Source organism: Bifidobacterium sp. LH_230 (assembly GCF_056357555.1).
Map to the genome: position 1 here is coordinate 71470 of NZ_JBKEWJ010000012.1, position 23333 is coordinate 94802.

Consider the following 23333-nt stretch of genomic DNA (forward strand, 5'->3'; position numbering starts at 1 on the left):
ATCATTCAGATGTGTGCATACGGAGGAGATGTCACAAATAACGCATTATTGCACACGATATTCTTACTGCCGCAATACATAATTTACTCCACGGCCCCTTCCCTGCCGTTGAATCAATCCTTTGCCGATCAGCTTCCTAAGCACGTACTTCGCTTTTTGATGCACTCGCGCCAAGTAGCTGCTCTACTTGTGTGCGCGTAATAGGTTCTTGCTTATCTTGCATGTAGGAAAGCACCACCTCACACGCATCTGCGCCATCCTCAACAAGGTAGGGGTCATGAAACATGAGTTTCATGACCCCTACTCGTCAGTTACCTATAGTCGGAATCATTGGACAGTGATGGTAATAACTGCGATTTGACCATTCGTCTCGGCAGTAATCGTGTTTACGCCTGGCTGCACGCCATACACGTTTCCTATACCAGTTACGGCCACAGCAGCTCCATCCGATGACCATGTAATCTTGCCGGTCGGCGCGTTCTCCAACTTAAGTTGAACGAGACTACCTTTTTTCAGAGTCAGCTTGCCACGGCTTACACCCGTGCCTGTGATCAGCGGAATTTCACCGGGGATGCTACCGTCCAGCGTTGCTTTGGGAGAGGACCACGATACACCAATTCGTGTGCCATCCACCATGTTCGTGATGATACGATCTACCGTCGGGTCCCATGTTAGTTTTCCGGTTGCGGAGACTTTGACAAGACGGAATTTCAGCGTTGCGCCCTTCTTCATGGTCAATGTTCCGGATTGCGAAGAAGTTCCCTCCAACTTGACCGCCGATTTAAGACTCCACGCGTTCGACTGTCCCCAATCTCCAAAGGCGTACAACTGTTCGCCAGATTGTAATGCGATTCCCGATCGGATTGTCACTGTCGCAATCGCTGGATCAGGTTTGGGGTCCGGATCAGGATCAGGCGTGGCCTTGCAAGGCGCTACCGTGCTGAGTTTGCCGTTCTCGATCACGATGGTGGAGCCGGATGACACGTAGTTCTTGCCGCCGTTGTTGTCCCAGTTGCCGCCGTTGTCGGTGATGTCGAATTCGAGCCGCTGACCGTCGGTGCGGATCGTGGCCTTGACCCAACCGTCACATGCCTCCTCGAACTTCACGCGGCCGTTCACGTCGGAATCCCACTTGCCGTTCACGCCGTTGCCCACCTTGTAGTGCAGGTAGTAGCCGGCCCAGCCGTTCGTGGTCGTGTAGTACACGGTCGTCATTGCGGTGGTCGGAATCTCGCCGGTTAGCGTGAGCTTCAACGTCGCGGACTTGCCTCCGGCCGTCGCCGTAATCGTCGCGGTACCTGCCTTCAGGCCGGTCACTACGCCGTCCGCGTTCACGGTCGCCACGGACTCGTCGCTCGACTTCCACGTCACTGTCTTGGCCGACGCGTTGCTCGGCGTCGCGATCGCAGTCAATTGCGCGGACGTCATCTTGGCCAGATCCATGCTGAGCGTGCCGTTCTTCACGCCGTCGCCGGAGATCGCGACCGACGTCACGTCGATCTGCTTGGTCTTCGTGTACGAATACGTATGCGACACGGTCTTGCCGTTGTTGCCTGTGCCCTTCACGGTCACTGTCACCTTGCTACCGCCCTTGGTCTTGCTGCCGACCGTGACGATCTTGCCATCGGTGAGCGTGCCGGAATCGCCTTCAGATGTGGTGTAGGTGGCGTTCTTCATGTTGAATGAGCGCATGGTCACGTCGAGTGTGTCCTCGAATTCGCCAGTGTTCGGCATCGCCTCAGCCGACGAGATCTTAGTGTGCTTGACGGTCGGATTGTAGAACACGGCGATCTGGTTGTTGGCGATGGAGCCGGCCGTGATCTTGCCGTCGGACACGGTGATCGTGGCGCCGGTGACCTCGTCGGTGTATGTGCCGTTGTCGAGCTTGACCGATTGGCCGACCAGCGACGTGCCGCCGTCCTCGTCCGCGGCGACCATCACGCCATCGTTCGCGGCGTTGCCGTCGCTCACATACCGTTCGACCATGATGCAGCCATCATTGCCGCAGTTGCTCAGATTGTCGTCCCGACCTTCCATCCGGTTGCGGAAGTGGTTCACGGCCACGACTTCCGGGTCCTTCCACAGGTCGGAACCGACATCGCCGATATGCGACTTCTCGGAGAACCATTCCTGCGTGCCGCCGGACGCGTACGGACGGCTGAAGAACAGCGACATGCCGTTCTTACGCGCGGTGATCACCGCCCAGCCGAGCTTGATCTGGTCGTCGGTGAGCTTCTCGGATTGACGATCGCAGTAGTTATCATGCGATTCGACCCATGTGACCATGTTCTCAGGATCGGTCTCGACCTGATAGTCGGTGAAGAAACGCGTGTTGAGACTGTGGTCGTTGAGCGCGTTACGTACCTCGTGACCGTAGTTCGACGTGGTGATGCCACCGCCGCCGACCGCGGAATTCGCGAACATGGTCGCGTAGTCGCTTTCGCGCACGTTCGCATCCTGCAACACCTCGCCGTACTGGAATTGCGCGCCGTTCGGCAGAATCGTCTTCCAATACTGGGAGCCGCCGAACTCGTCGGTCAGTTCGATGTGCTTGGCGGCGTCAAAGCGGAAACCGTCGGCGCCGTCGGCGACCGTGCGCTGAAGCAGATCGTGCATCTTGTTGGCGACAGTCATGTTCTGCGTGTTGAGATCCCACAGACCGGAGAGTGTGTTCTGTGTGCAGTCCTCGCGGTTGTTGTAGTCGCTGATGGCCTTCTGCGCGTGGAAATATGCCTTGTTCTGCCATTCGGGGTCGATCGCGTCCCAATCGGAGGTGAAGTGGTTCGAGACGGAGTCGACGATGATGCGGATGCCGTACTTGTGGGCCTCCTCGCACAGGGTCTTGAAGTCGTCTTCGGTTCCCATCACATAATTGCCGATGTTCATGCTGATCGGCTGGTATACGTAATACCAGTTGAGGTACCAGCGACCCTTGCCGAGTTCGCGGTTGTCCTTGATCTCCACGATCGGTTCGGTCTGGATGGAGGTGTAGCCGGCTTCGGCGATTTCAGGCAGATGCTCCTGAATGGTTTTGAACGACCACATGAATGCGTGGAGCGTAGCGCCGTTGCGCATCTCCTTGGCGAGGCCGTACTGTTTGCGGGCGGCTTCGAACGCGGTGTTGCCGACGGTGTCGGAGTAGCTGTCACGGGTGGTGGCGGCTTCGGCGGTGTGGGTGGTTATTGCGGTAGTGGCGGTGAGACCGGCGAACATGGTGGCGGTGACGGCCAGCCATATGGCGGTTTTCTTGCTAATGGAGGTCAGCCAAGTTGGGTATTGCATATGTGAGTTGCCTTTAAAAATGGGCTGTTCCTGGAACGTGGTGTTCTGGGAACAGCCCATGGTTGGTTGTGGGTTTGGTGGTTACTTGATGGTGATGGTGATGGTTGCGGTTTTGCCTCCCACTGTGGCGGTGACCGTGTTAGTACCGGCTTGCACGCCGTACACGTTGCCGGTACCAGTAACGGCGACAGCTGCACCATCAGAAGACCAGATGACCTTGCCAGTGGGCGCGTTCTCCAGTTTGAGCTGAACCAGCTTGCCCTTGGACATAGTCAGCTTGCCACGGCTGACACCAGAACCAGTAATCAGAATCTCTTCGGAAGGAAGAGTACCATCAGTCGTGACCTTGGCAGAAGACCACGCTACACCGATCGTCTTAGTCCCAGTCACATTCTTGACAATACGATCCGTAACCGGGTCCCAAGTCAGTCCACCAGTAGCTGAGACCTTAACCAATCGGAAGGTCAGCGTCTTGCCTTCTTTCATCTCAACGGTGCCGGATTGAGAAGATGCACCAGACAACTTAACCGCGGACTTAATGCTCCACGCGTTCGTCTGTCCCCAGTCGCCAAATGCATACAGCGTCTCACCGGACTTCAACGATACTTTCGCATTGATCTTGACTACCGCCAGATCGCTAACCGTCTTCGAATTCCATGTCACGTTCAAGGTTTTTGCACCTGTGATTTTGCCCATGGCATGATCACGAGCAGGGTCCCACGCATATGCTCCATTCGCTGAAATCTTCACCAAACGGAACGTAAGGTTGTTACCCTCTGGAACGTTAATAACGCCAGTCTTCGTGGTGTTCCCAGTCAGTTTGACTGCGGACTTGATGCTCCAGGTGTTCGTCTGTCCCCAGTCGCCAAATGCATACAGCGTCTCACCGGACTTAAGATCAGCTGTGGCATTGATCGTTACTGCAACAGCCGGTTTAGTCACCGTCAGCTTGACCGTGGCCTTCACACCAGCAGACTCAGCCGTGATGGTCACCGTACCAGCCTTCTTGGCGGTCACCTCGCCCGTACCCATCACAGTCGCAACCGACGAGTCAGAGGAGGACCAGGAAACACGGGCCGTGTTCTGCGAGGAGGCGGGGGTGACGGTGGCCTTGAGGGTGGTGGACTTGCCCACTTGGAGCGAGAGCTTGCCGTCCTTCACGCCGTCGCCGGAGATCGCGATCTTCTCGACGGTCGCCACGCAGGGGCTCACGGAGCCGAGCTGGCCGTCCTTGAGCACGATGGTCGCGCCGGACGCCTTGTAGTTCTGGCCGCCGTTGTTGTCCCACTGACCGGAGCCGTTGGTCACCACGAACTCGACTTGCTGCTCCTTCACGTCCTTAATCGTGGTGGAGACCCAGCCGTCGCACGCCGCGGTCATCTTCACGCCCGGAACGGTGGTCCATGCACCGGAACCGACGCGGTAGTGCAGGTAGGTGGAGTTCGCGCCGAAGCCAGCGCTCGGATAGAACACGGTCGTGTTGTTCGCCACGGGCTTGACGCCGGTCACGGTCACGGCAACGGTCGCGGACTTGCCGCCGGCGGTCGCCGTAATCGTCGCGGTGCCCTTCTTCACGAACGTCACGAGGCCGTTCTTGTCCACGGTCGCAACCGCGGTGTTCGACGACTTCCACGTGACCTTCTTGTTGGTCGCGTTGTCCGGCTTGACGGTCGCGGTCAGTTGCGCGGTCGCGGCACCCGCAGACAGATCGGCCGTCAGCTTTCCGGACTTCACGCCGTCACCAGAGATTGTCACGGAAGTAACCTTCACGGTCGTATCGCCGTCACCGGAACCGGAATCACCGGAGCCGGAGCCGCCGATGCGCGCGAAGTTCACGGTGAAGTTGTCCTGATCGGACTTCTCGAAGCTGTTGTTCTCCTGCGAGCCGGCCGAATCGTCCAGATCGGCGTTGTCGTTCACCGCGAGATCGTACGGGAGCGCGTCCATGCCGGACTTGCCCATCGTGGCGACCAGCTGCACGCCAAGACCGCTCTTCGCGATCTTCGCTGCGTCGGTGCCGAGCTCGCTCAGCGGGATGGACATCTCATAGTGGAAGTCCATCGTGGACGAATTGTGGCCCTTCTCGTTGAAGTTGACCCAGTTCGCCTTGCCGTCGGCCTTCATGTCGCCGGGCACACGGCCGTTGTTGGTGCCGTACGCGCCGTCGATGCCGTTGACCTGCGAGCTCAGAATACCGGTGCCGTACTTGAACACGATGCCGGACTTCTCGGTCTCGGTCTTCGCGTTGGCCGCCGGGCCGTACTGCGCGTTCGCGTTCAGGCCGTCGCTGTCGCCGCCGTAGATCCACGGGCCGTTCGCGCCGTTCGTGGAGATCGCGAGCACCTTGTTGAGCTTGTTCTGCCAGGTGATGCCGGAATCCCACAGCGTGCCGCCGGTGTTGAGCTGCGCGCTCTTGCCGATGCGCGTGGAGCTGTCGCCGGTGTCGAACGCGAAGAAGAACGGGACGTTCATGTTGTTGAACAGCGTGCCCTGCGTGAGCGGGTAGTTGTCGTTGGGGGCGACCACGTCCTGGACGTTGGTCATCTCCCACATCAGGTACAGGTTGTCGTCGTCGTACGTGCCGTACAGCGTGTACAGATCGATCGGGACCTCGTACATCGAGTTCGGACGGTAGACGCGCGGGTCGTCGTTCGCGGCGCCCTGCGCAATGATCATCGAGCTGTCCCAGTCGTTCGTCTTGCCGTCGACCGTGATGGTCTTCTTCGTGGCGTTCGTCTTGGTCTGGTACTGGCTGGCGAGATTCTGCGCCTCGACCTCGGTCTTCGTGTACGTGTACGTGTTCTTGAGCGTCTCGCCGGTCTCCGCGTTGGTGGCGGTGACGGTCACGGTGACCTTCTCGCCGATCTTCAGGGAGCCGCCGACCTCGATGGTGTCGCCGTCCTTGAACGAGCCGGACTTGCCTTCGGAGGTGGTGTACTTGGCGTTCTTCACGTTCTTCGCGTACAGCGTGACGGTGGTGGAGTCGGTGCTGAACGACTTGGACGCGGTGGCGGAGACGGAGGCGACCTTCGCGGTGCTGCCTTCGGCGTCGTAGTAGACGCTCACGGCGTTGCCCTTGGCGGTGCCGGCCGTGATCTTGCCGCCGGCGACGGTGATGGTGCCGCCGTTGACCTGGTCCTTGTACGTGCCATCGTCCAGCGTGGTGGCCGAGCCGACGAGGCTCGTGTCGCCGCCCATGTTCGCGATCACGACGCCGTCGTTGGCATGGTTGCCGTCCGCGACGTAGCGCTCGACCATGAGGCAGGAGTTCTGGCCGCTGCAGTTGCGCAGGTACTCGGCCTCGCCGTCCATCGCGTTGCGGAAGTGGTTGACCGCGACGACGGACTTGTCCTTCCACATATCGTCGCCGGCGTCACCGAGCTGGCTCTTCTCCGCAAACTGCGGGTTCGAACCGCCGGAGCCGACCGGACGGTTGAAGTACAGCGGCGCACCGGCCTGACGGGAGGCGACGAGCGCCCAGCCCATCTTCAGCTGGTAGTCGTTGAGGTACGTGGATTCCTTGTCGCCGTTCGCGTAGTTGTCGTGCGATTCGACCCACGTGACGAGCTGATCGTTCTTCGCGCCGCCGTTCGACAAGTTGTTGAGGGTGCCGGCGCTCAGGTTGCCGTTCTTGATCGCGGCGCGCACGGTCTGGCCGTAGCTGGACGCGGTGTTGCCGCCGCCGTCCGACGAGTACTTGGTGAACAGGTCGGCGTAGCCCTTGTAGTTCAAGCTGGAGTCGCCCTGCAGCACCTCGCCGTACTGGTACTGCGCACCGTTCTGCAGGATCGTATCCCAGTAGATCGAGTGCTCGCCCAGCTCGTCCGGCAGCTCGACGTGCTTGGCGGCGTCGAAGCGGAATCCATCTACGCCGTCAGCGACGGCCTGCACGAGGAATTCCTTCATCTTGTTCGCGGCGGTCTGGTTCTGCGTGTTGATGTCCCACAGGCCGAGCAGGTGGCACTGGGTGACCTGCCAGCGGTTGGAATAGTTGATGTTGTCGCCGTTCGCGCCGGAGCAGTTGGTGCGCTTGTGGAAGAGGCTGGTGTCCTTCCAGTCGGAGTCGATGGCGTTCCAGTCGGAGGTGAAGTGGTTGGCGACCACGTCGACGATGATGCGCACGCCGTACTTGTGCGCCTCGGCGGTGAGCGCCTTGAGATCGTCCTCAGTGCCGACGACGAAATTGCCGATCTTCGTGTTCGTGGGCTGATAGACGTAGTACCAGTTTTCGGTGAACTTCTTGCCGTTGGCGGTGTTCACCTTGATGTGGCTCATCGGTTCGGTCTGCACGGAGGTGTAGCCGGCCTCAGCGATGGCGGCCATGTTCTCCTTGATGGTGTTGAACGACCACATCCAGGCGTGCAGGATGGCGCCGGAATCCATTGATTCGGTCAGGCCGTACTTTTCGCGGGCGGCCTCGAACGTGGCGTTGCCGCGGGTGTTGGCGTAGCTGTCGGTCACGCCTTCGTCGGCCGTGGCCGACATGGTGGCGACGGAGATGCCGCCGAGCAATGTGGCGGCCGCGGCGATCCATGCGACCGCTTTTTTGCCAACCTTTGCAAACGGGGACTTGCGGCGGGCGCGACGCGGTTCTAACGAACGCGCACTGCCTTCCGAATCCGATGGATAGCCGGTGTACATGCTGCTCCTTTGCTTCTGTGGTCTCGCAAACGCACGGACTGACGTTGGGCTATGCACACGTTCCCATGTGTTTTGCTTGACGAAAATCGCTGTTTACTGCCGATTTTCACCGCTGTTGCAGTATATTGGCGGCTATATTTCGACAACGTTTGCACTATTGGGTTATGTCGAGGGCAATACCTTGCTGTTCCGGTGGGCTTGTGGCTCCGGTTCATTCCGGTGCTGTGGAGAGGAACGCTCTCTTCAGCGTCTTTGCTTACTCTTGCCTTTCATGGTAACCCATTTTTGCAAGCGTTGTCAATTTGCGGGGGTACAAAAAGACCCCACCTGAGGCAGGGTCTTTTCGCTGAAGCCGTATCGATCCGGTCTACTTGTCCGTGCGGCCTTCGATCTGCGGGGTCTGACGCAGAGTCAGAGGCGTCTCGACGCCCGGCGCGGACTGGACATGCACGGTAATCTCGTAGGATTCGCCGGGACTGAGCAGGAACGTCTTCACACCCACCGTGAGTCCATCGTGCACGGTGATGCCGTCGAACTGGCTACCGTCACTGAGCTTCCAATCAACCAATCGACCACCGGCCGGAGCGTACACGAACGCGGCGGTCTTGATCTGACCGTTCGCAATGCCTTGCAGTTGGTCGCCGAGCACGTACTGCGGCGTGGACGCCACCTGATCGGCGGCCATCATGTTCGTCAGCTTGATGTGCACGGTGTACTGGTTCGCGCCGTTCGCGGCCACCTTGTCGAACTCGGTGGTCACTTCACGCTTGAGATACCAGTCCATCTTCGACTGCGTGATATCGGAGAAGTACACACCCACCTGCGGGTCCGACGCGGCGGTGACGAGATTGCCGGAGATCTTCGTCGTTTCAAGCAGCTTCTGCTCGTCGGCGTTCGCGTTCCACACGAGCATGTGGCCCTGCGAGATCGACGTGGTGACAGCCTTCATGAACGCCTTCGGATCGCCGGACTGCTGCACGATATGCTTGAACGCGCTCGACGCGGCGGCGCTGAAGTATTCGTCCTGATCGCTCACGGATTGCTGCGAGTACACGTCGCTGAGTAGGAACTTTGCGGCGTTTGTACCGTCGATCGTCGTGCCGTCCTCGAGCGTCACGCCGCCGGTCACGGCGAGCATGTTCTGCAGGAACACCGGATCAATGGCGATCACACCGTTCACTTGGGTCTGGTATTTGCTGGCCCATAGTGCCTTCGCGATCTCGCCGGTGCGCGGGAAGTCGGGGGTGAAGTTCACGTCCTGCGGCACGCGACCGAGCTTGTCGGTGAACAACGTGCGTTCCTCGGCGGTCAGGTCGACGACCGGACTGTCTGGCGCCGGAATAGACGTTTCGGCCACGAACTCCTGCATGTCAACCTTGCCGTTGGTCACCGTCATCGTGCCCCACGAACCCGGCATACCGCCGGTCGGACGAATCTCCGAATTCGTCTGAGCCAGAATCAGGTACGTGCGAGTCTGACCGTCCATCGCCAGCATCTTCGGCGCGATCTGGGCGAATACGGATGCATTGTGCACGGTATCGGTGAGCCTGGCCAAATACGTCTTGGCCTGGCTCATGGCATCGGCCACCTGCGCGACATGCGGCGTGGGCGCTGCGATCACGGACTGGTTCGCGGCAGAGATCACCGAATCCGCTTGCTTAATGCCTTCGGCGGCGTCGGACAGACCAGGAACGCTGATCGTGCTGTCCTTGATCGTGATGCTGTTGAGATCGAGCTTGCCCAACGAATCAGTGAGCGCGGGCAACGCCTGCGACGAGATATTCTCCAGCGACGTGACGGCAGTGCGCACGGCGGTGATATCGTCACCGATGTACGGCACGCGAGCGGCAACAGCCCACAGCACCGAGCTGGTCTGACCGTACGCCGCGTTGACGTGAGTCGTGAAATCCGCCACTTGTGTATTGAGCTTGGCGGAATCACCGCTGAGCATCGTCTCCTGCAAGCCACTTGCGGAAGACACCGCCTGCTGGATTTCGTTCTTGGTCTTCATCGCAGAAACGCCGAACCATGCGGCTAGCGCGATGAGCACCAACAGCAGCACGCCGACACCGATCATGATACGACGCCGGCGGCGCCGACGCTTGATGCGGCGAATATGCTGCGGGCTCATCCGCCGACGATGATGATGCTCCGGCTGAACCGGCTGTTCGCCGTCCGGTGCCGGGCTCGCTGCCCCGTCCGTCATGAACGTGAATTCGCCGGGATCGTTGCCGGCATTCGCGTTGCCGGAAAAATTGGCGAATGCGTCATTCAAATCATCGTCAGACGTGTGCTCAGTCACCGCGAGCCACCGTTCCTTCCCCCATCAGTCCAGCACCAGAGCCGGATTCGGATCAGTTCACAAACCGAAGTCCCAGTGTAGTAGAGGGGGATGATTGACGGCTCTTATCGTGGCAATACGCGATAAATATCAGTACGCGCCCTTGGGATTGAGCATCACGCCGACGGTACGGAAGATGTACACCAAATCGCCCAGAATCGACCAGTTCTGCACATACGCAACATCAAGCTGACGGCTTTCCTCATCGCTCAGATCGTTGCGACCGGACACCTGCCACGGGCCGGTAATGCCGGGCTTGACCAGCAGTCGCGTCGCATACACCGGATCATATTCGTCCACCTCATACTGGCGCTGCGGACGAGGGCCGACCACGCTCATCGTACCGAGGAACGAGTTGAAGAACTGCGGCAGCTCGTCCAGCGAGGTCTTGCGGATGAAATGGCCGACCTTGGTGATGCGCGGATCGTCCTTCACCTTGAAGCGGGCGCCCAGTTCCTGACCGTTCGCGGCGGCGACCTGTGCGTCGAGCTTGTCGGCATTCACTCGCATCGAACGGAACTTGTAGATCTTAAACGGCTTGCCTCGCAAACCGATACGCTCCTGCTTGTACAGGATCGGGCCGTGATCGTCAAGCTTGATCGCGATCGCCACGCCGATCATAAACGGCGAGGTGAGCACGATCAGGATCGCGGAGACGATGATGTCGAACAGACGCTTGACGATGCGCGTCGCCACGCCGTACTGGGCAAGGCTGATCGTCAGGATGTTCACGCCCTTGAGCGTGCGCACAGTCAACTGGTGACCGGCGATGTCAGCCGCCGACGAGAACAGGGCGATCTCCAGTCCCAGCGACTCGAGCGGCAGGGAGAACGCGGCGAAATCATCCGACTCGCGGTGCAACACATCGGTCACCATCACGGTCTGCGCCTTCATACGCACCGCGGTCTCCGCCAGCTTGCCATCATAGGCGAGCACCGGCAGATCAGCGACATCCCAGACACTGACCAGCTGTTGCAGTTCGTCATCGCTAAGCCGTGCGGATTCGATCACGCCTGTGCTCGGATTCTTCCGGATCGGGCAGATCGCCACCGGCTTGTAGTTGAGCTGCTGACGATCCTCAAGGAACTTCAGCGTGTCGGCGATGCCCTTCGGGGAACCGACGACGATCGTCGAATACGTGTACGCGCCCTTTTGACGGTCACGGGTGATGACCGCGCGCGCGACCATGCGCTCCCCGATCGTCAGCAGACAGGAGAACACGATCATCACGGTCACGGCCCACAGCGACAGGTTCACGTGGAACATGAAGTTGACCGCGCACAATGTCACCCAGCTGACCGCCGAACCCTTGATGATCATCGGCACCAGCTGATAACCGTCACCCATCACGTGACGGTGGTAGATGCCGGCGTGGCGCAGACAGAACGCCCATACGAACGCACCGATAACCAGATACACCGTGGTGCTCAGGATCGGTGAATCCACGAACGTCACGCTCTCGTCGTGACGGAACAGCAGCAGTGCGGTGGCCGAACCGATGATGAACATCGCCGTGTCGCACAGCATCAGAGCGAGATTCAGGAAGAAGCGCCAATACTGGACGCGGGAATACTGGCCGGCGCTCATGTCGTTGAGCAGCCGAGATGAACCAGTACTGATTGGTTGCCCGGAATGAGTATTCCCCGAAGTACCGGTGCCAGCGATTCTGCGTTCATTCCCCTGCTCGCCTGTCGCGGTCTGGTCAGATCGTATAGCTGCCATCAGCGTCTCCCATTTATCCTCTCATGCATGGCCTGTAACCATACTTATCCGGTAAGGTACACCGCACACATAACCAGATGCGTGCACTATCACAAACCGGACAACAGTCCCTCGCATACTATACCCCCGATAGCGCACGTACACGAATATTATAGGGGCGCATCTCATAATGCGTCGTTCATCACGACCGTCTTGTGAGCGATTCGGCAAGAATGGAAGCTCTCGCGAAAAACAAACATCTGCAATGTTATAAACTGACAGGACGGTGACTATTATGCAGTGGTTACGCAAACATAGCCGTGTCCGCTCCTTATGCAGACCTGCCGAACATCATCACGGAAATTGCCACGATTGCCCATATATAGGTGTAGGCTATTTGAGTTTTCAACGACCGTGTATGGGAAGAATGTGGCGTATGGGGCAGATGATGAATCGCGGGGACAAGGCGAGTCGATTGGGACGCTCTCTGAATCGCTCACGGGCGCTGACCAGCGCCGAGACCTACGTGAACGGCCATCTGACGCCAGTGGCGTTCACCTCGATCGCGATCCTCACATTCATCACGTTCGTCGGCAACTTCACGCAATTGCAGCTGAGCGCGGCCCTGCCGACCATCGTCTCGGAATTCGGCATCTCGGTGACCACCGGGCAGTGGCTCACGTCGATCTTCCAGCTCGTGATGGGTGTGATGGTGCCGCTCACCGCGTATCTGACGCGCCGCTATTCCACCCGCCAGATCGTCATCACGTCGATGATCGTGTTCACGATCGGCTCGTTGCTCGCCTGGGTCGGTTCGTCGTTCCTCGTGGTGTTGCTTGGCCGTCTGCTGGAGGCGGTGGGCACCGGCGTGATGTGGCCGGTCCTGCAGATCACCGTGTTCTCCATCTACCCGCTGTCGCGCCGCGGCATGGCGATGGGCACGGTCGGCATGGCCATGAGCGTGGCGCCGGCCATCGGCCCGACCATCGGCGGCTGGCAGACCGACGCGAACGGCTGGCGCTCCATCTTCCTCACGCTCACCGTGATCGGCGTGGTCTCACTGCTGCTCGCCATGTTCGAGCTGCACAACTTCGGCGAACACGACCCGGACGCGCACGCGGACTTCTTCTCCGTGGGACTGTCGGTGATCGGTTTCGGCGGACTGATGTTCGGGTTTACGAACATCGAGGCGTATCCGTTCACGCATCCGATGGTGTGGGGTGCGGTGCTGGTCGGCATCGCCGGCATCGTGTGGTTCGTGATGCGGCAGGTGCACGGGGCGCGGGCGTTCAATGCGGCAAAGGCCACGGCGCAGCCCGCGCAAACGGCAGCACCGGCACAAGCCAGCCGCAAGCCAGTCAATCCCCCACTGCTCGATCTCGGCGTCCTGAAAAACCGCAGCTTCACGGTCGGCACGATCTGCGCGGCGCTGAGCTTCTTCGCGTTCAGTTCGATCATGGTCATCATGCCGCTGTACATCCAGAACGACCGCGGCTATTCCGCCACGATCAGCGGTCTGGTGATGATGCCCGGCGCGTTCGGCATGTGCATCTCGCAGTTCTTCGGCGGCAAGCTCCTCGACCGGCTCGGGGCGCGTCCCGTCGCGATCACCGGCACCGGCATCCTGCTGTTCGGCACCATCATGATGAGCCTGATCGACCGCAACACGTGGATCTGGTGGGTGTCGATCTGGCAGTTCGTGCGGCAGATCGGCATGGGCTTCATCATCATGCCGATCACCACATGGTCGCTCAACTGTCTCGACCACAGCGAGGTATCCGCCGGTTCGGCCGTCACCAACACGGTACGTCAGATCGCCGGCGCGATCGGCGCCCCGGTGCTCGTCATCCTGATGGAGACGCTGATGCAGGTGCACGGCGGCAACAAGATCGACGCCAGCATCTTCGGCACGCAGTGGACGCTGCGCGTGAGCGCGTTCCTCGTGTTCGTCCAGATGATGATCGTGATCTTCGGCGTCAAGGGTGCGGGGGCCGGCTCGTCGCACGAGGCGGCGCAGAAGGCCGTGGCGCACTTCCACGAGGCGCGCGTCGCGCGCACCCGATAAGAGGGGAAAAGAACTCTTTCTCCAAACTATGAGGCAGTTTCGCCGTTCCGCAGGGGTCTTCCCGCAAACCTTGAGGCAGCCCACCCTGCCAAATACCCGCAATCAGCCCGGAATCGATACCAAAACAGGCTCGACGCACGGTCTGGCTGCCTCAGAGTTCGCAGAAAGACCTCCACACGCGTGAGATTCTGCCTCAAAGTTCGCAGAAAGCCTCACAAAACCGCCCCGATCAACAACCCGACACAATGCTATCTTCGGAACTCACGCGCAACGGTGCTCGTCACGCCTTGCCAAGCACCGTCAACACGATCAACAACACATTCAGCGCCACAATCAGCGCCGCCACGCCAATGAAGACCACATGCTTGGCAGTCCCGTCAACATACTCCCCCATCAACTCCTTATCATGCGTGTACCGCATGAGCGGAATAATCGCGAACGGAATGCCGATCGACAAAATCACCTGACCAACCACCAACGCCTGTGTCGGGTTCGGCGCGAACCACAGCACGATCAACGCCGGCACCAGCGTGACCACGCGGCACGCCCACATCGGTGCCTTGATGCGCAGCAGTCCGTGCATGATCTCCGAACCGGCGTACGTGCCGACCGACGTGGAACTCAGCGACGACGCCAGCAAGCCGATCGAAAAGATCGTGCCGACCACCGGCCCCAACACGCTCACGATCGCGTGCTGCGCGCCCTCGATCGAATCGGTGCCCTTCATGCCATATAGCGAATTGGCCGCGATGATCAGCAGCGACACATTCACCGAACCGGCGAGAATCAGCGCCCACGCCACGTCGATCTTCGAACCATGCAACAACTGACGCACGGTCGGCTTGGCCTCCCCCGGCGCGTAATGGTCGTTCACCAGCGTGGAATGCAGGTAGATCGCGTGCGGCATAACCGTCGCGCCCAGCATCGATGTGGCCATAAGCACCGAATCGGTGGTCGTGAAGTGCGGGATCAGCCCGCCGAACACGGCTGCCGGGTCCGGTGGCGCGATGAACAGGCCGAAGATGAATCCGAACGTGATGACCAGCAGCAGCGCGATCACGATCTTTTCGAACAGGCGATGCGTCTTGCCGCCCTGGAACCACAGCAGCACCGTGGAAATGGCGCCGATTACGAGGCCACCCATGAACAGCGGGATGCCGAACAGCAGGTTCAGCGCGATCGCACCGCCGATCACCTCGGCCAGATCGGTCGCGATGGCGATGACCTCGGCCTGCATGAAGAACATGAATCGTCCGGCGTCGCTCATGCGTTCGCCAAGCAGCTCCGGCAACGATTTGCCGGTGACGATGCCGAGTTTCGCGGACTGGTACTGAATAAGCACGCTCATCGCGTTCGCGAGCACGAGCACCCACACCAGCAGGTACCCGTAGCGCGCGCCGGACGTGATGTTCGCCGCCACGTTGCCCGGGTCGACGTAGGCGACGGCCGCCACGAACGCGGGGCCAAGGATGCTGGCGAGCGCATGGCCTTTGCGCCCGTTGGCGCGTTTGCCGCCGCGCTGCCGTTCCTGTCCCTCGCGTACGTGAGCGCGTTCGACCTCCAGTTCGGCGGCCGGCCGCTCGATCGGGTTCATGGTTGTTGTGACTGTATCGTTACCGTTATTCTCTTCCATACCGCGCACCGTTATAGCGCCGGCATGTTACAAATGCCGGGATTTGTCCCGCGGTTTCACGGAAGTTCATGTACGTTCACGTACAATTCCGCGACGCTCACGGCAATTGCTCGTTCGGGCATCCGACGAGCACTGCCCGCATGGCCTGTTGTTCACGACTGGTGACGGTCAGCGCGTACTCGGTTTTGACCGCGATCTGCCGGGCGACGTAGGCGCAGCGGTAGTCGCCGTTAGTCGGCAGCCAGTATGCGGCCGATGCGGAGCCTTTGTCCTGGTTGGCCGGACCGTCGACGGCAAGCAGGTTGTTCGGATCGTTGGCGAACCGGTAGCGTTTGGCGGTGTCCCAGTCGCGCGCGCCGGACTGCCACGCGTTTTCGAGTGCGACGACATGGTCGATCTGCACGGCCGAGCTGGTCTGCGGCCCGCGCACGAAACGGATGGTCTGCCCGGTGTACGGATCGTCCAAGATACCGGATTTGACCTTGCAACTGCCGGCGGACACGTATCTCACGTCGGTCAGGTCGCGGGCGAGTATGTCTTCGCGCACGTCGCAGCCGTTGCCGTCGTCGTCGGTTTGCCGGTAGCCGAACAGGTCACGATCGTAGCCGGCTGTATTCGGTTCGTCGTTGACGATGAGTTGGTTGAGCGCGGCCGCCGCCGATCCGCTTGCCGCATATTCGCCGGTGAGCCGGCCGACGGTCGGACTGATGTTGGGTAGTCCGATGCCGATGAATATGCCGACGACCACGGCGATGACCAGCAGGATCAGGATGCGTTCGAACGGGCTGGTCGCGGTGAACCGGCGGCGGGAGAAGTGCGTGCGGGAGTTACGTGGATGATGCGGTTGGGGCATGTTCGGACTGCATGTCTTTATATCTGGGCGTAACGTTCGCTGCTCGCTCGGGCGCATTGCCGGGTGTCGGCTTTCATCATCGGAAGCTGACACCCGGCAGCGGGCGATATCACGCGTACGTGAACTTCATCGGATCGTGGCCGGCGCGCTTCGGACCGTCGAGCTTGTCGATGGCCGCGTGTTCCTCGAGGGTGAGCGCGAAGCCGAACAGGTCGAGGTTCTGGCGCTGGCGTTCCTCATGCACCGACTTGGGGATGATGATCGTGCCGTTTTCGATGTGCCAGCGAAGGATCACCTGGGCCGGGCTCACATTGTGCGCTTCGGCGATCTTCGCGATCACGCCGTCGCCGGCGTTGAGATCGGCGCCGCGGGCCATCGGCGAATAGGCTTCGACCGCAATGCCGTGCTGCTGGCAGAATTCCACGACGCCGCGCTGCTGCCACGTCGGATGCAGTTCGATCTGGTTGACGGCCGGCCATTCGCCGGTCTCGTCATGCAGCCGTTCGAGATGTTCGGGCAGGAAGTTGCACACGCCGAGCGTCTTCACACGGCCTTCCTCGCGCAGCTTGGCGAACGCCTTCCAGGTTTCGCCGCTGCGCCAGTCGAACGGCGTCGGCCAGTGGATCATGTACATGTCCACATAGTCGACCTGCAGCAGCTTGAGCGAGTCGTCGAACGCGCTCAGCGCGGAATCGTAGCCCTGCTGGGAGTCGCGCAGCTTGGTGGTCAGCCACAGCTTCTTGCGCTGTTCGCCCGTGTTGTAGCCGGTCGCGGCGAGCGCACGGCCCACACCGCCCTCGTTGTTGTATCCGGCCGCGCCATCGATGTGACGGTAGCCGAGTTCGAGCGCCGATTCCACGACCGGCGCGACCGCGTCGTCCTCGATGCGCAGCACGCCGAGTCCGACCTGCGGAATCGCGTTGCCGTCGTTCAGCTTGATGTCCGGCACGGTCGCGGCTGCAGCCGCCACGGCAAGATCACTGGTTCCCAACATGGCAAACCTCCTGTGCAAAAAGTTCCTTCCCTCCACAATACACGGTGGCCTTATCAGCGCGAATGCGCCCGGTACGTTGCCGGGCGTAAACTGACCGCCACCCTTGTTCCTGGCTTCCTTGTCAGGGGAACTGTCAGCGAAGCTGACCGAGAGGTAGTCGCGCACCATCACATTAGACTGACTGACCTGCGCCACGCTCGCCGTTTCACGCACTGAGTCACTCCCCAACACATTGGGCCGACACAGCACTGGGCTGGTTGGGAACCACGTCCTGCATAATGCCACACTGCCGGCCGGCGTACCGCAGACATCTCCGCATCCATCCGCCGATAAGCCGCCCTATATACCCTCCTAAACCCAATTATGTACGTTCGTACATTTATACTGTGTGCCCGTATCTTGCCCTCCGACGCCGCAAAGGAGCCTTATCATGACCGCCGAGAACGCATCCGCCATCCCACCTGTCGAGCTGCGCATGCCCCGCGCTTCGGAGCGCGAGGAGATGCTCGCCGGCAAACTGTACAACTGCGCGGACCCGGAGCTGTGCCGGCTGCGCGACCATGCGGCCGACCTGTGCACGAAGTTCAACTCGCTACCGCGTGGCGACGCCGCCACCCGGGCCACGGTGCTGGACGAACTGCTGCCCGGTCACGGTACGGATATGTGCCTGATGGGACCGGTGTTCTTCGACTACGGCTGCCACACCAAGATCGGCGACCGCGTGTTCGCGAACTTCAATTTCACGGTGCTGGACTGCGCACCGGTGACGATCGGCGACGACGTGCTGTTCGGGCCGAACGTGTCGCTACTGCCGCCGATGCATCCGATGCGCTGGCAGGACCGCAATTCGCGTGTCGCGCCGGACGGTTCGTCGTACGACTACGAGTACGGCAAGCCGATCACGATCGGTTCGAACTGCTGGTTCGGCGGCAATGTGACCGTGGTGGGCGGCGTGACGATCGGCGACGGCTGCGTGATCGGCGCGGGCGCGGTGGTGACGCACGACATTCCGGCCAATTCGGTGGCCGTGGGCGTACCGGCCCGCGTGATCCGCACGATCACCGACGCCGACGCCTCCATTTACCAGGAATACGCGCAGTAATCAGACCGTTCGTATCATGATGTGCCCTGATACGAGTTTCAATCCCTCCCCTCTCGGGAGAGAGAATCATCGAGCATCTGGCCGCAGCCGCTGAAGCCGTTGCTTCCCTCCTCGTTTCCTCTTTTAGAGGAGGGCGTCAGGCACGACAGTGAGGAGATCACCGTAAGGAACGTTCCCTCCCCTCTCAGGGGAGGGTGCCAGCGAAGCTGACGGGTTGGGGTACTGCGGCGTCAGCCGCCACAACACGGCATCGCGCGAAGCGAGATCCCTCTACTTATCCCCGCACCGCAAACAAATACCGCGGCCGCCCAGTCCAGTCGTTTTCGGTACGCGCATCCGTAAAACCGTTCGCCCGCGCGAACGCAACAAGCTGGTCCCCCTGCGAAATATCGTGCTCCATCACCAACGCGCCGCCGGCACGCAACAGTCCGGCCGCACGCAGGATAATGCGTTCGGGAATCGCCGATCCATCCGCCGAACCGCCGTACAACGCCATGTCCGGATCATGATCGCGCACTTCGGGCTGCTCGGGAATCTGCGACAGCGGCACATACGGCGGATTCGTGACGACCAGATCGATCGTGCCGTCGAGCTGCGGCAGGGTGAGCGGACTGGTCGCGTCGCCGCGTTCGAGATGATAGTTGTATCCGGCCGACGGATCACGTTTGGCGACCGCCTCGCGATTGCGTTCGGTCCACGCATACGCCTTGTCGGACAGTTCGACCGCCCACACCTCGGCACCGCGCACCTCGGTCACGACCGACAAGCCGATCGCTCCCGACCCGGCGCACAGATCGACCACGCGCGGCGTATACAGCCGTTCCCGCGTGATCCAGTCAAGTCCGGCCTGCACCACGGTTTCCGTCTCCGGACGCGGAATGAACACGCCCGGTCCGACGGCCAAGTCCAAATAGCGGAACGGCGCATGCCCGACAATGTATTGCAACGGCTCCCGCTTCACCCGTCGCTCGACCATCGATCGGAAACGTTCGTCCGGGGTAAGATCTCTCCGCTCGCTACGCTCGGCCGAGATGACAAGAGAATCGTCCGACCCAGCCGCAATAACGGAAGAATCATTCGCTCCAGTCGAGGTGACGAGGAAATCGTCCGATCCGGTCGAGACGACAGAAGAAGCAGCCTCCTTACTGTCATTTCGAGCGAAGCGAAGCGAAGCCGAGAAATCTTCCCACGCATCGCCCATCAGCATCGCCTTGTCAACGTCGCGCAACTCGCGCCCCGCCGCCTCGGCCAGCAGCAGCTTCGCATCATGCTCGGGCGTATCCACCCCAGCCTCACGCAACGTCTCCGCCGCGGAACGAATTACATCAGCAACAGTCGTCATGTACCAACCCACTTACATTCCGGCTACCAAAACAAACGCAACATACCGCACAAACGAGGGGCGAGACGGAATATATGATGCTCGACCGTAAGACTTGTCCGAGCGGCCCGGAGCGTGTCGAGCATCATATGTCCCGGCGCCGTCCGGTCGCGCACAAAAGATAATTGCGCGGCCCATTCGCCCGATTATGAGGCGAATCTACTTCTGGTTCGCAAGCCGCTCGGCTTCGTCGGCCTGGATGTCCGAATCGATCACGGCCTGCAGGTCGCCGTTGAGCACCGCGTCGAGGTTGTATGCCTTGTAGTTCGTGCGATGGTCGACGATGCGGTTCTCCGGGAAGTTGTACGTGCGGATGCGCTCGGAACGGTCGAGCGAGCGCACCTGCGAGTGACGCATGTCGGCGGCCTCGGCGGCCTCCTGCTCGTGCTTCATGGCGAGCAGTCGCGACTTGAGCACGCGCAGCGCGGCCGCGCGGTTCTGGATCTGCGACTTCTCATCCTGCATGTTCACGGTGATGCCGGTGGGGATATGGGTCATGCGCACCGCGGAATACGTGGTGTTGACCGACTGGCCGCCAGGGCCGGAGCTCATGAAGATGTCGATCTTGAGGTCCTTCGGATCGATTTCGATCTCGTCGTCGTCCTCGTCGGCTTCCGGGAAGACGATCACGCCGGCCGCGGAGGTCTGAATGCGGCCCTGCGATTCGGTGACGGGGATGCGCTGAACGCGGTGCACGCCGCCCTCATACTTGAGGCTCGCCCACACGCCATCCTCCGGCGCGGGTGTGCCCTTGGCGCGGATGGCGATCTGCACGTCCTTGACGCCGCCGAGCTCGGTCGTGTTCTCGGACTGCACGGTGACGATCCAGCCGCGCTTTTCCGCGTAGCGCGTGTACATGCGCAGCAAGTCGCCGGCGAACAGCGCCGCCTCCTCGCCGCCGGTGCCGGCCTTGATCTCCATGATCGTGTCGCGAGCGTCGTCCGGGTCGCGCGGAATGAGTGCGGTGCGCAGTTTCTCCTCGGCGGCAGGCAGTTCGGCTTCAAGACGCTTGGCCTCCTCGGCGAAGTCCTCGTCCTCGCCGGCCATTTCGCGCGCGGCCTCGAGATCGTCGCGGATCTGCAGGTAGCTCTTGTATGCGGACACGATGCCGCCGAGTTCGGCGTGGCGACGGCCGAGTTTGCGGATCTTGTCGGGGTCGGACGCCACGCCGGGGTCCGCCATTTTCGCTTCGAGATCGTGGTATTCCTCAAGCGCGGTCTGCGCGGCGGGGAATTGTTCGTCTGCCATATGTTTCCTTACGATCACACGGGGTGGTTACATTGCCGATGCGAGTATGGTTTATGCACGCTCACGCATAAACCATACTCAAGGAGGAGCGGGGAGTACGTTTCATGTGCCGAACGCACTCATCGGATATACAAAAACGCCAGTCCGCGATCGGGTCGCCGAAGCGACGCCACGACCGCACGGACTGGCGTTGATGAAACTAGTTGGCCTTCTTGCCGTAACGACGCTCGAAGCGAGCGACGCGGCCACCGGTGTCCATGATCTTCTGCTTGCCGGTGTAGAACGGGTGGCAGTTCGAGCAGACGTCGACCGTCATGTGGTCGCCCTTGTAGGTGGAACGGGTGACGAAGGTGTTGCCGCACGAGCACAGGACTTCGACGGCATGATAATCGGGATGGATACCCTGCTTCATGGTGTGTCTCCTAAGGATTCGGGGGACCCGGGTCGTCGCGCCCCTATGGCCGACGTGAACCGGAACCTATGGGAGTATACGCGCGTGCCTCGACTTTGATATGCACCACATGACGAATCAGATCGGCAGCACGTCATTATGAGCGAGCTGAAGCTCTACGATCTCTTTCGCGCCGAACAACAGCCCGGCCGTTGTCACGCAAAAGGAGCAAAGCAGGTTTGGAGGCTGGCCTGTCACGATGTATTGGCATACATTGCACGAATGGGTGTTCTTGCGTGTTACGTGACAGCAAATCTGTCATGCAACACGCAAAAAGCCGGACCAGAGCAAAGCGTGACAATCAGACGATATCAAGACGCCTGCAATATCAACGATCCCCGAACACCATCCCACACGGAGACAGCAGCGACTTGTCACACCACCGCCAAATCGACAGTTCCTGTCGAGGTATGACGTGTTATCCAGTCACACCCCGTATGTAGTCGTGCACAAGAGCAAAGCGAGACAAATCCACATCTTGTCCGCTCTCCATAAAGACCCCTGAGGGCTATAGGAAATAAACGCGATGTTTATGTTCCGGGTTTGGCCTTGTAACAGCAGGCGTGTCGGGGTGGTTTGAATACGATGTCATGCTAAAGACCGCCGGCCCGATCGGCTGGCGCCTATTCGATGAATGTATGAGGACGAAGGCCCGGCTGTGTGCGGTATACGGAAAACCGATAAGGAAGAGCGGAAGGATGAAGACCGGCTCCCAATGCCGGAAGTGTGCGGACTGCTCCCCGGGGAGCGCCGCGCCCACGCCGAATGGAACCAAGCCGACTAGTACTTTGTCGGACTTAATGCGATGGGGGTGACGCTCCCCCGGCGGATTCTAGTGGTGGTTGCAACACCTTTGTTGTTTTCTGGCTTGTTGCGTTGACCGTATCATGATGCGTTGATTAGGTCGAGGATGGCTTCGGATGGTTTCCTGAATCCGAGGGTCTTCCTCGGCCGGTCGTTCAGTTCCTCCGCGACGGCGTCCAGATACTCCCGGGAGTAGACGCCCAGGTCGGTGCCCTTCGGGAAGTACTGGCGCAGCAGGCCGTTCGTGTTCTCGTTCGTGCCGCGTTGCCATGGCGAGTGCGGGTCGCAGAAGTACACGGCCATGTCCAACGCGGTCGAGATGCGCTTGTGGAGCGCGAGCTCGGAGCCCTGGTCCCATGTCAGCGAGTTGCGCAGGAGCTTGGGCAGGTCCCGCATCCTCTCGATGACGGCCTGCTGGACGTGTTCGGCGTCATGGCCGTCGGGCAGGTGCAGCAGGATCGTGAACCGGGTGGCGCGTTCCACGAGCGTGCCGATCGCGGTCTTGTTCTGTTTGCCGCAGATCAGGTCGCCCTCCCAATGGCCGGGCACGGCCCGGTCCTCCACCTCGGCGGGACGTTCCGAGATCATGACCATCGGTTCGCGGAACCGCGGGCGCCGCCCGTTCCCGTCGGTTTTCGGCCTTCGAGCGGCACGGCCGGAGCGCAATGCCTTGGAGACCTCCGAGCTTGTCAAATTGTTTGTGTATGGGTGTTTTTTGTTGTTGTTTTTAGAGGTAGGGTTCCATGCGTTCCGGGTATGCGGCGACGAGTTGGGCGAGGGCCTGTTTCCAGTTGGTGGTGATCCTGCCCTCGATGAGCCGGCATTCGTTTTTCGGTC

Annotated in this window: 13 protein-coding genes; 2 read left to right on the forward strand and 11 right to left on the reverse strand. The window is 60.5% G+C overall.

The features are described from left to right. Positions 1-327: 327 nt before the first annotated feature. From AC1A0G_RS07185 to AC1A0G_RS07200, 4 genes are all read right to left on the reverse strand, one after another. Positions 328-3282: an Ig-like domain-containing protein gene (locus AC1A0G_RS07185; protein ID WP_476528515.1), complete on the reverse strand. Its 2955-nt coding sequence runs from the start codon at positions 3280-3282 to the stop codon at positions 328-330. Between the two features lie 81 nt (positions 3283-3363). Beyond that, positions 3364-7923, reverse strand: a complete 4560-nt coding sequence (locus AC1A0G_RS07190; protein ID WP_476528516.1) for an Ig-like domain-containing protein — start codon at positions 7921-7923, stop codon at positions 3364-3366. 367 nt (positions 7924-8290) lie between these two features. Further along, complete coding sequence (locus AC1A0G_RS07195) at positions 8291-10225, reverse strand: DUF4012 domain-containing protein (protein ID WP_476528517.1); 1935 nt, start codon at positions 10223-10225, stop codon at positions 8291-8293. A gap of 129 nt (positions 10226-10354) precedes the next feature. Then, the gene (locus tag AC1A0G_RS07200) at positions 10355-11851 is read right to left on the reverse strand and encodes a sugar transferase (protein WP_476528529.1); all 1497 of its coding nucleotides are present in this window, start codon (positions 11849-11851) and stop codon (positions 10355-10357) included. A 559-nt stretch (positions 11852-12410) separates the two neighbouring features. On the opposite strand from AC1A0G_RS07200, the gene AC1A0G_RS07205 reads away from it, so the two are divergent. After that, complete coding sequence (locus AC1A0G_RS07205) at positions 12411-14030, forward strand: MDR family MFS transporter (protein WP_476528530.1); 1620 nt, start codon at positions 12411-12413, stop codon at positions 14028-14030. A gap of 280 nt (positions 14031-14310) precedes the next feature. On the opposite strand, the gene AC1A0G_RS07210 is transcribed toward AC1A0G_RS07205, so the two are convergent. From AC1A0G_RS07210 to AC1A0G_RS07220, 3 genes are all read right to left on the reverse strand, one after another. Then, positions 14311-15624: an Nramp family divalent metal transporter gene (locus AC1A0G_RS07210; RefSeq protein WP_476528531.1), complete on the reverse strand. Its 1314-nt coding sequence runs from the start codon at positions 15622-15624 to the stop codon at positions 14311-14313. A 136-nt stretch (positions 15625-15760) separates the two neighbouring features. Then, a complete protein-coding gene (locus AC1A0G_RS07215) occupies positions 15761-16516 on the reverse strand; it encodes an HNH endonuclease family protein (protein WP_476528518.1) in 756 nt (251 codons plus the stop codon). 109 nt (positions 16517-16625) lie between these two features. Continuing rightward, positions 16626-17510: an aldo/keto reductase gene (locus tag AC1A0G_RS07220; RefSeq protein WP_476528519.1), complete on the reverse strand. Its 885-nt coding sequence runs from the start codon at positions 17508-17510 to the stop codon at positions 16626-16628. Positions 17511-17940: 430 nt separating this feature from the next. On the opposite strand from AC1A0G_RS07220, the gene AC1A0G_RS07225 reads away from it, so the two are divergent. Next, positions 17941-18612, forward strand: a complete 672-nt coding sequence (locus tag AC1A0G_RS07225; protein ID WP_476528520.1) for a sugar O-acetyltransferase — start codon at positions 17941-17943, stop codon at positions 18610-18612. Between the two features lie 274 nt (positions 18613-18886). Here AC1A0G_RS07225 and prmC read toward each other — a convergent pair whose 3' ends face one another. From prmC to AC1A0G_RS07245, 4 genes are all read right to left on the reverse strand, one after another. Beyond that, on the reverse strand, positions 18887-19954 hold the full coding sequence (gene prmC / locus AC1A0G_RS07230) for a peptide chain release factor N(5)-glutamine methyltransferase (protein WP_476528521.1): 1068 nt from the start codon (positions 19952-19954) through the stop codon (positions 18887-18889). A 198-nt stretch (positions 19955-20152) separates the two neighbouring features. Further along, positions 20153-21241, reverse strand: coding sequence for a peptide chain release factor 1 (gene prfA, locus AC1A0G_RS07235; RefSeq protein WP_476528522.1), 1089 nt, complete (start codon positions 21239-21241; stop codon positions 20153-20155). A 199-nt stretch (positions 21242-21440) separates the two neighbouring features. Beyond that, positions 21441-21653, reverse strand: coding sequence for a 50S ribosomal protein L31 (gene rpmE / locus AC1A0G_RS07240; protein ID WP_163231790.1), 213 nt, complete (start codon positions 21651-21653; stop codon positions 21441-21443). A gap of 924 nt (positions 21654-22577) precedes the next feature. Beyond that, on the reverse strand, positions 22578-23189 hold the full coding sequence (locus AC1A0G_RS07245) for an IS30 family transposase (protein WP_476528523.1): 612 nt from the start codon (positions 23187-23189) through the stop codon (positions 22578-22580). Between the last annotated feature and the right edge of the window lie 144 nt (positions 23190-23333).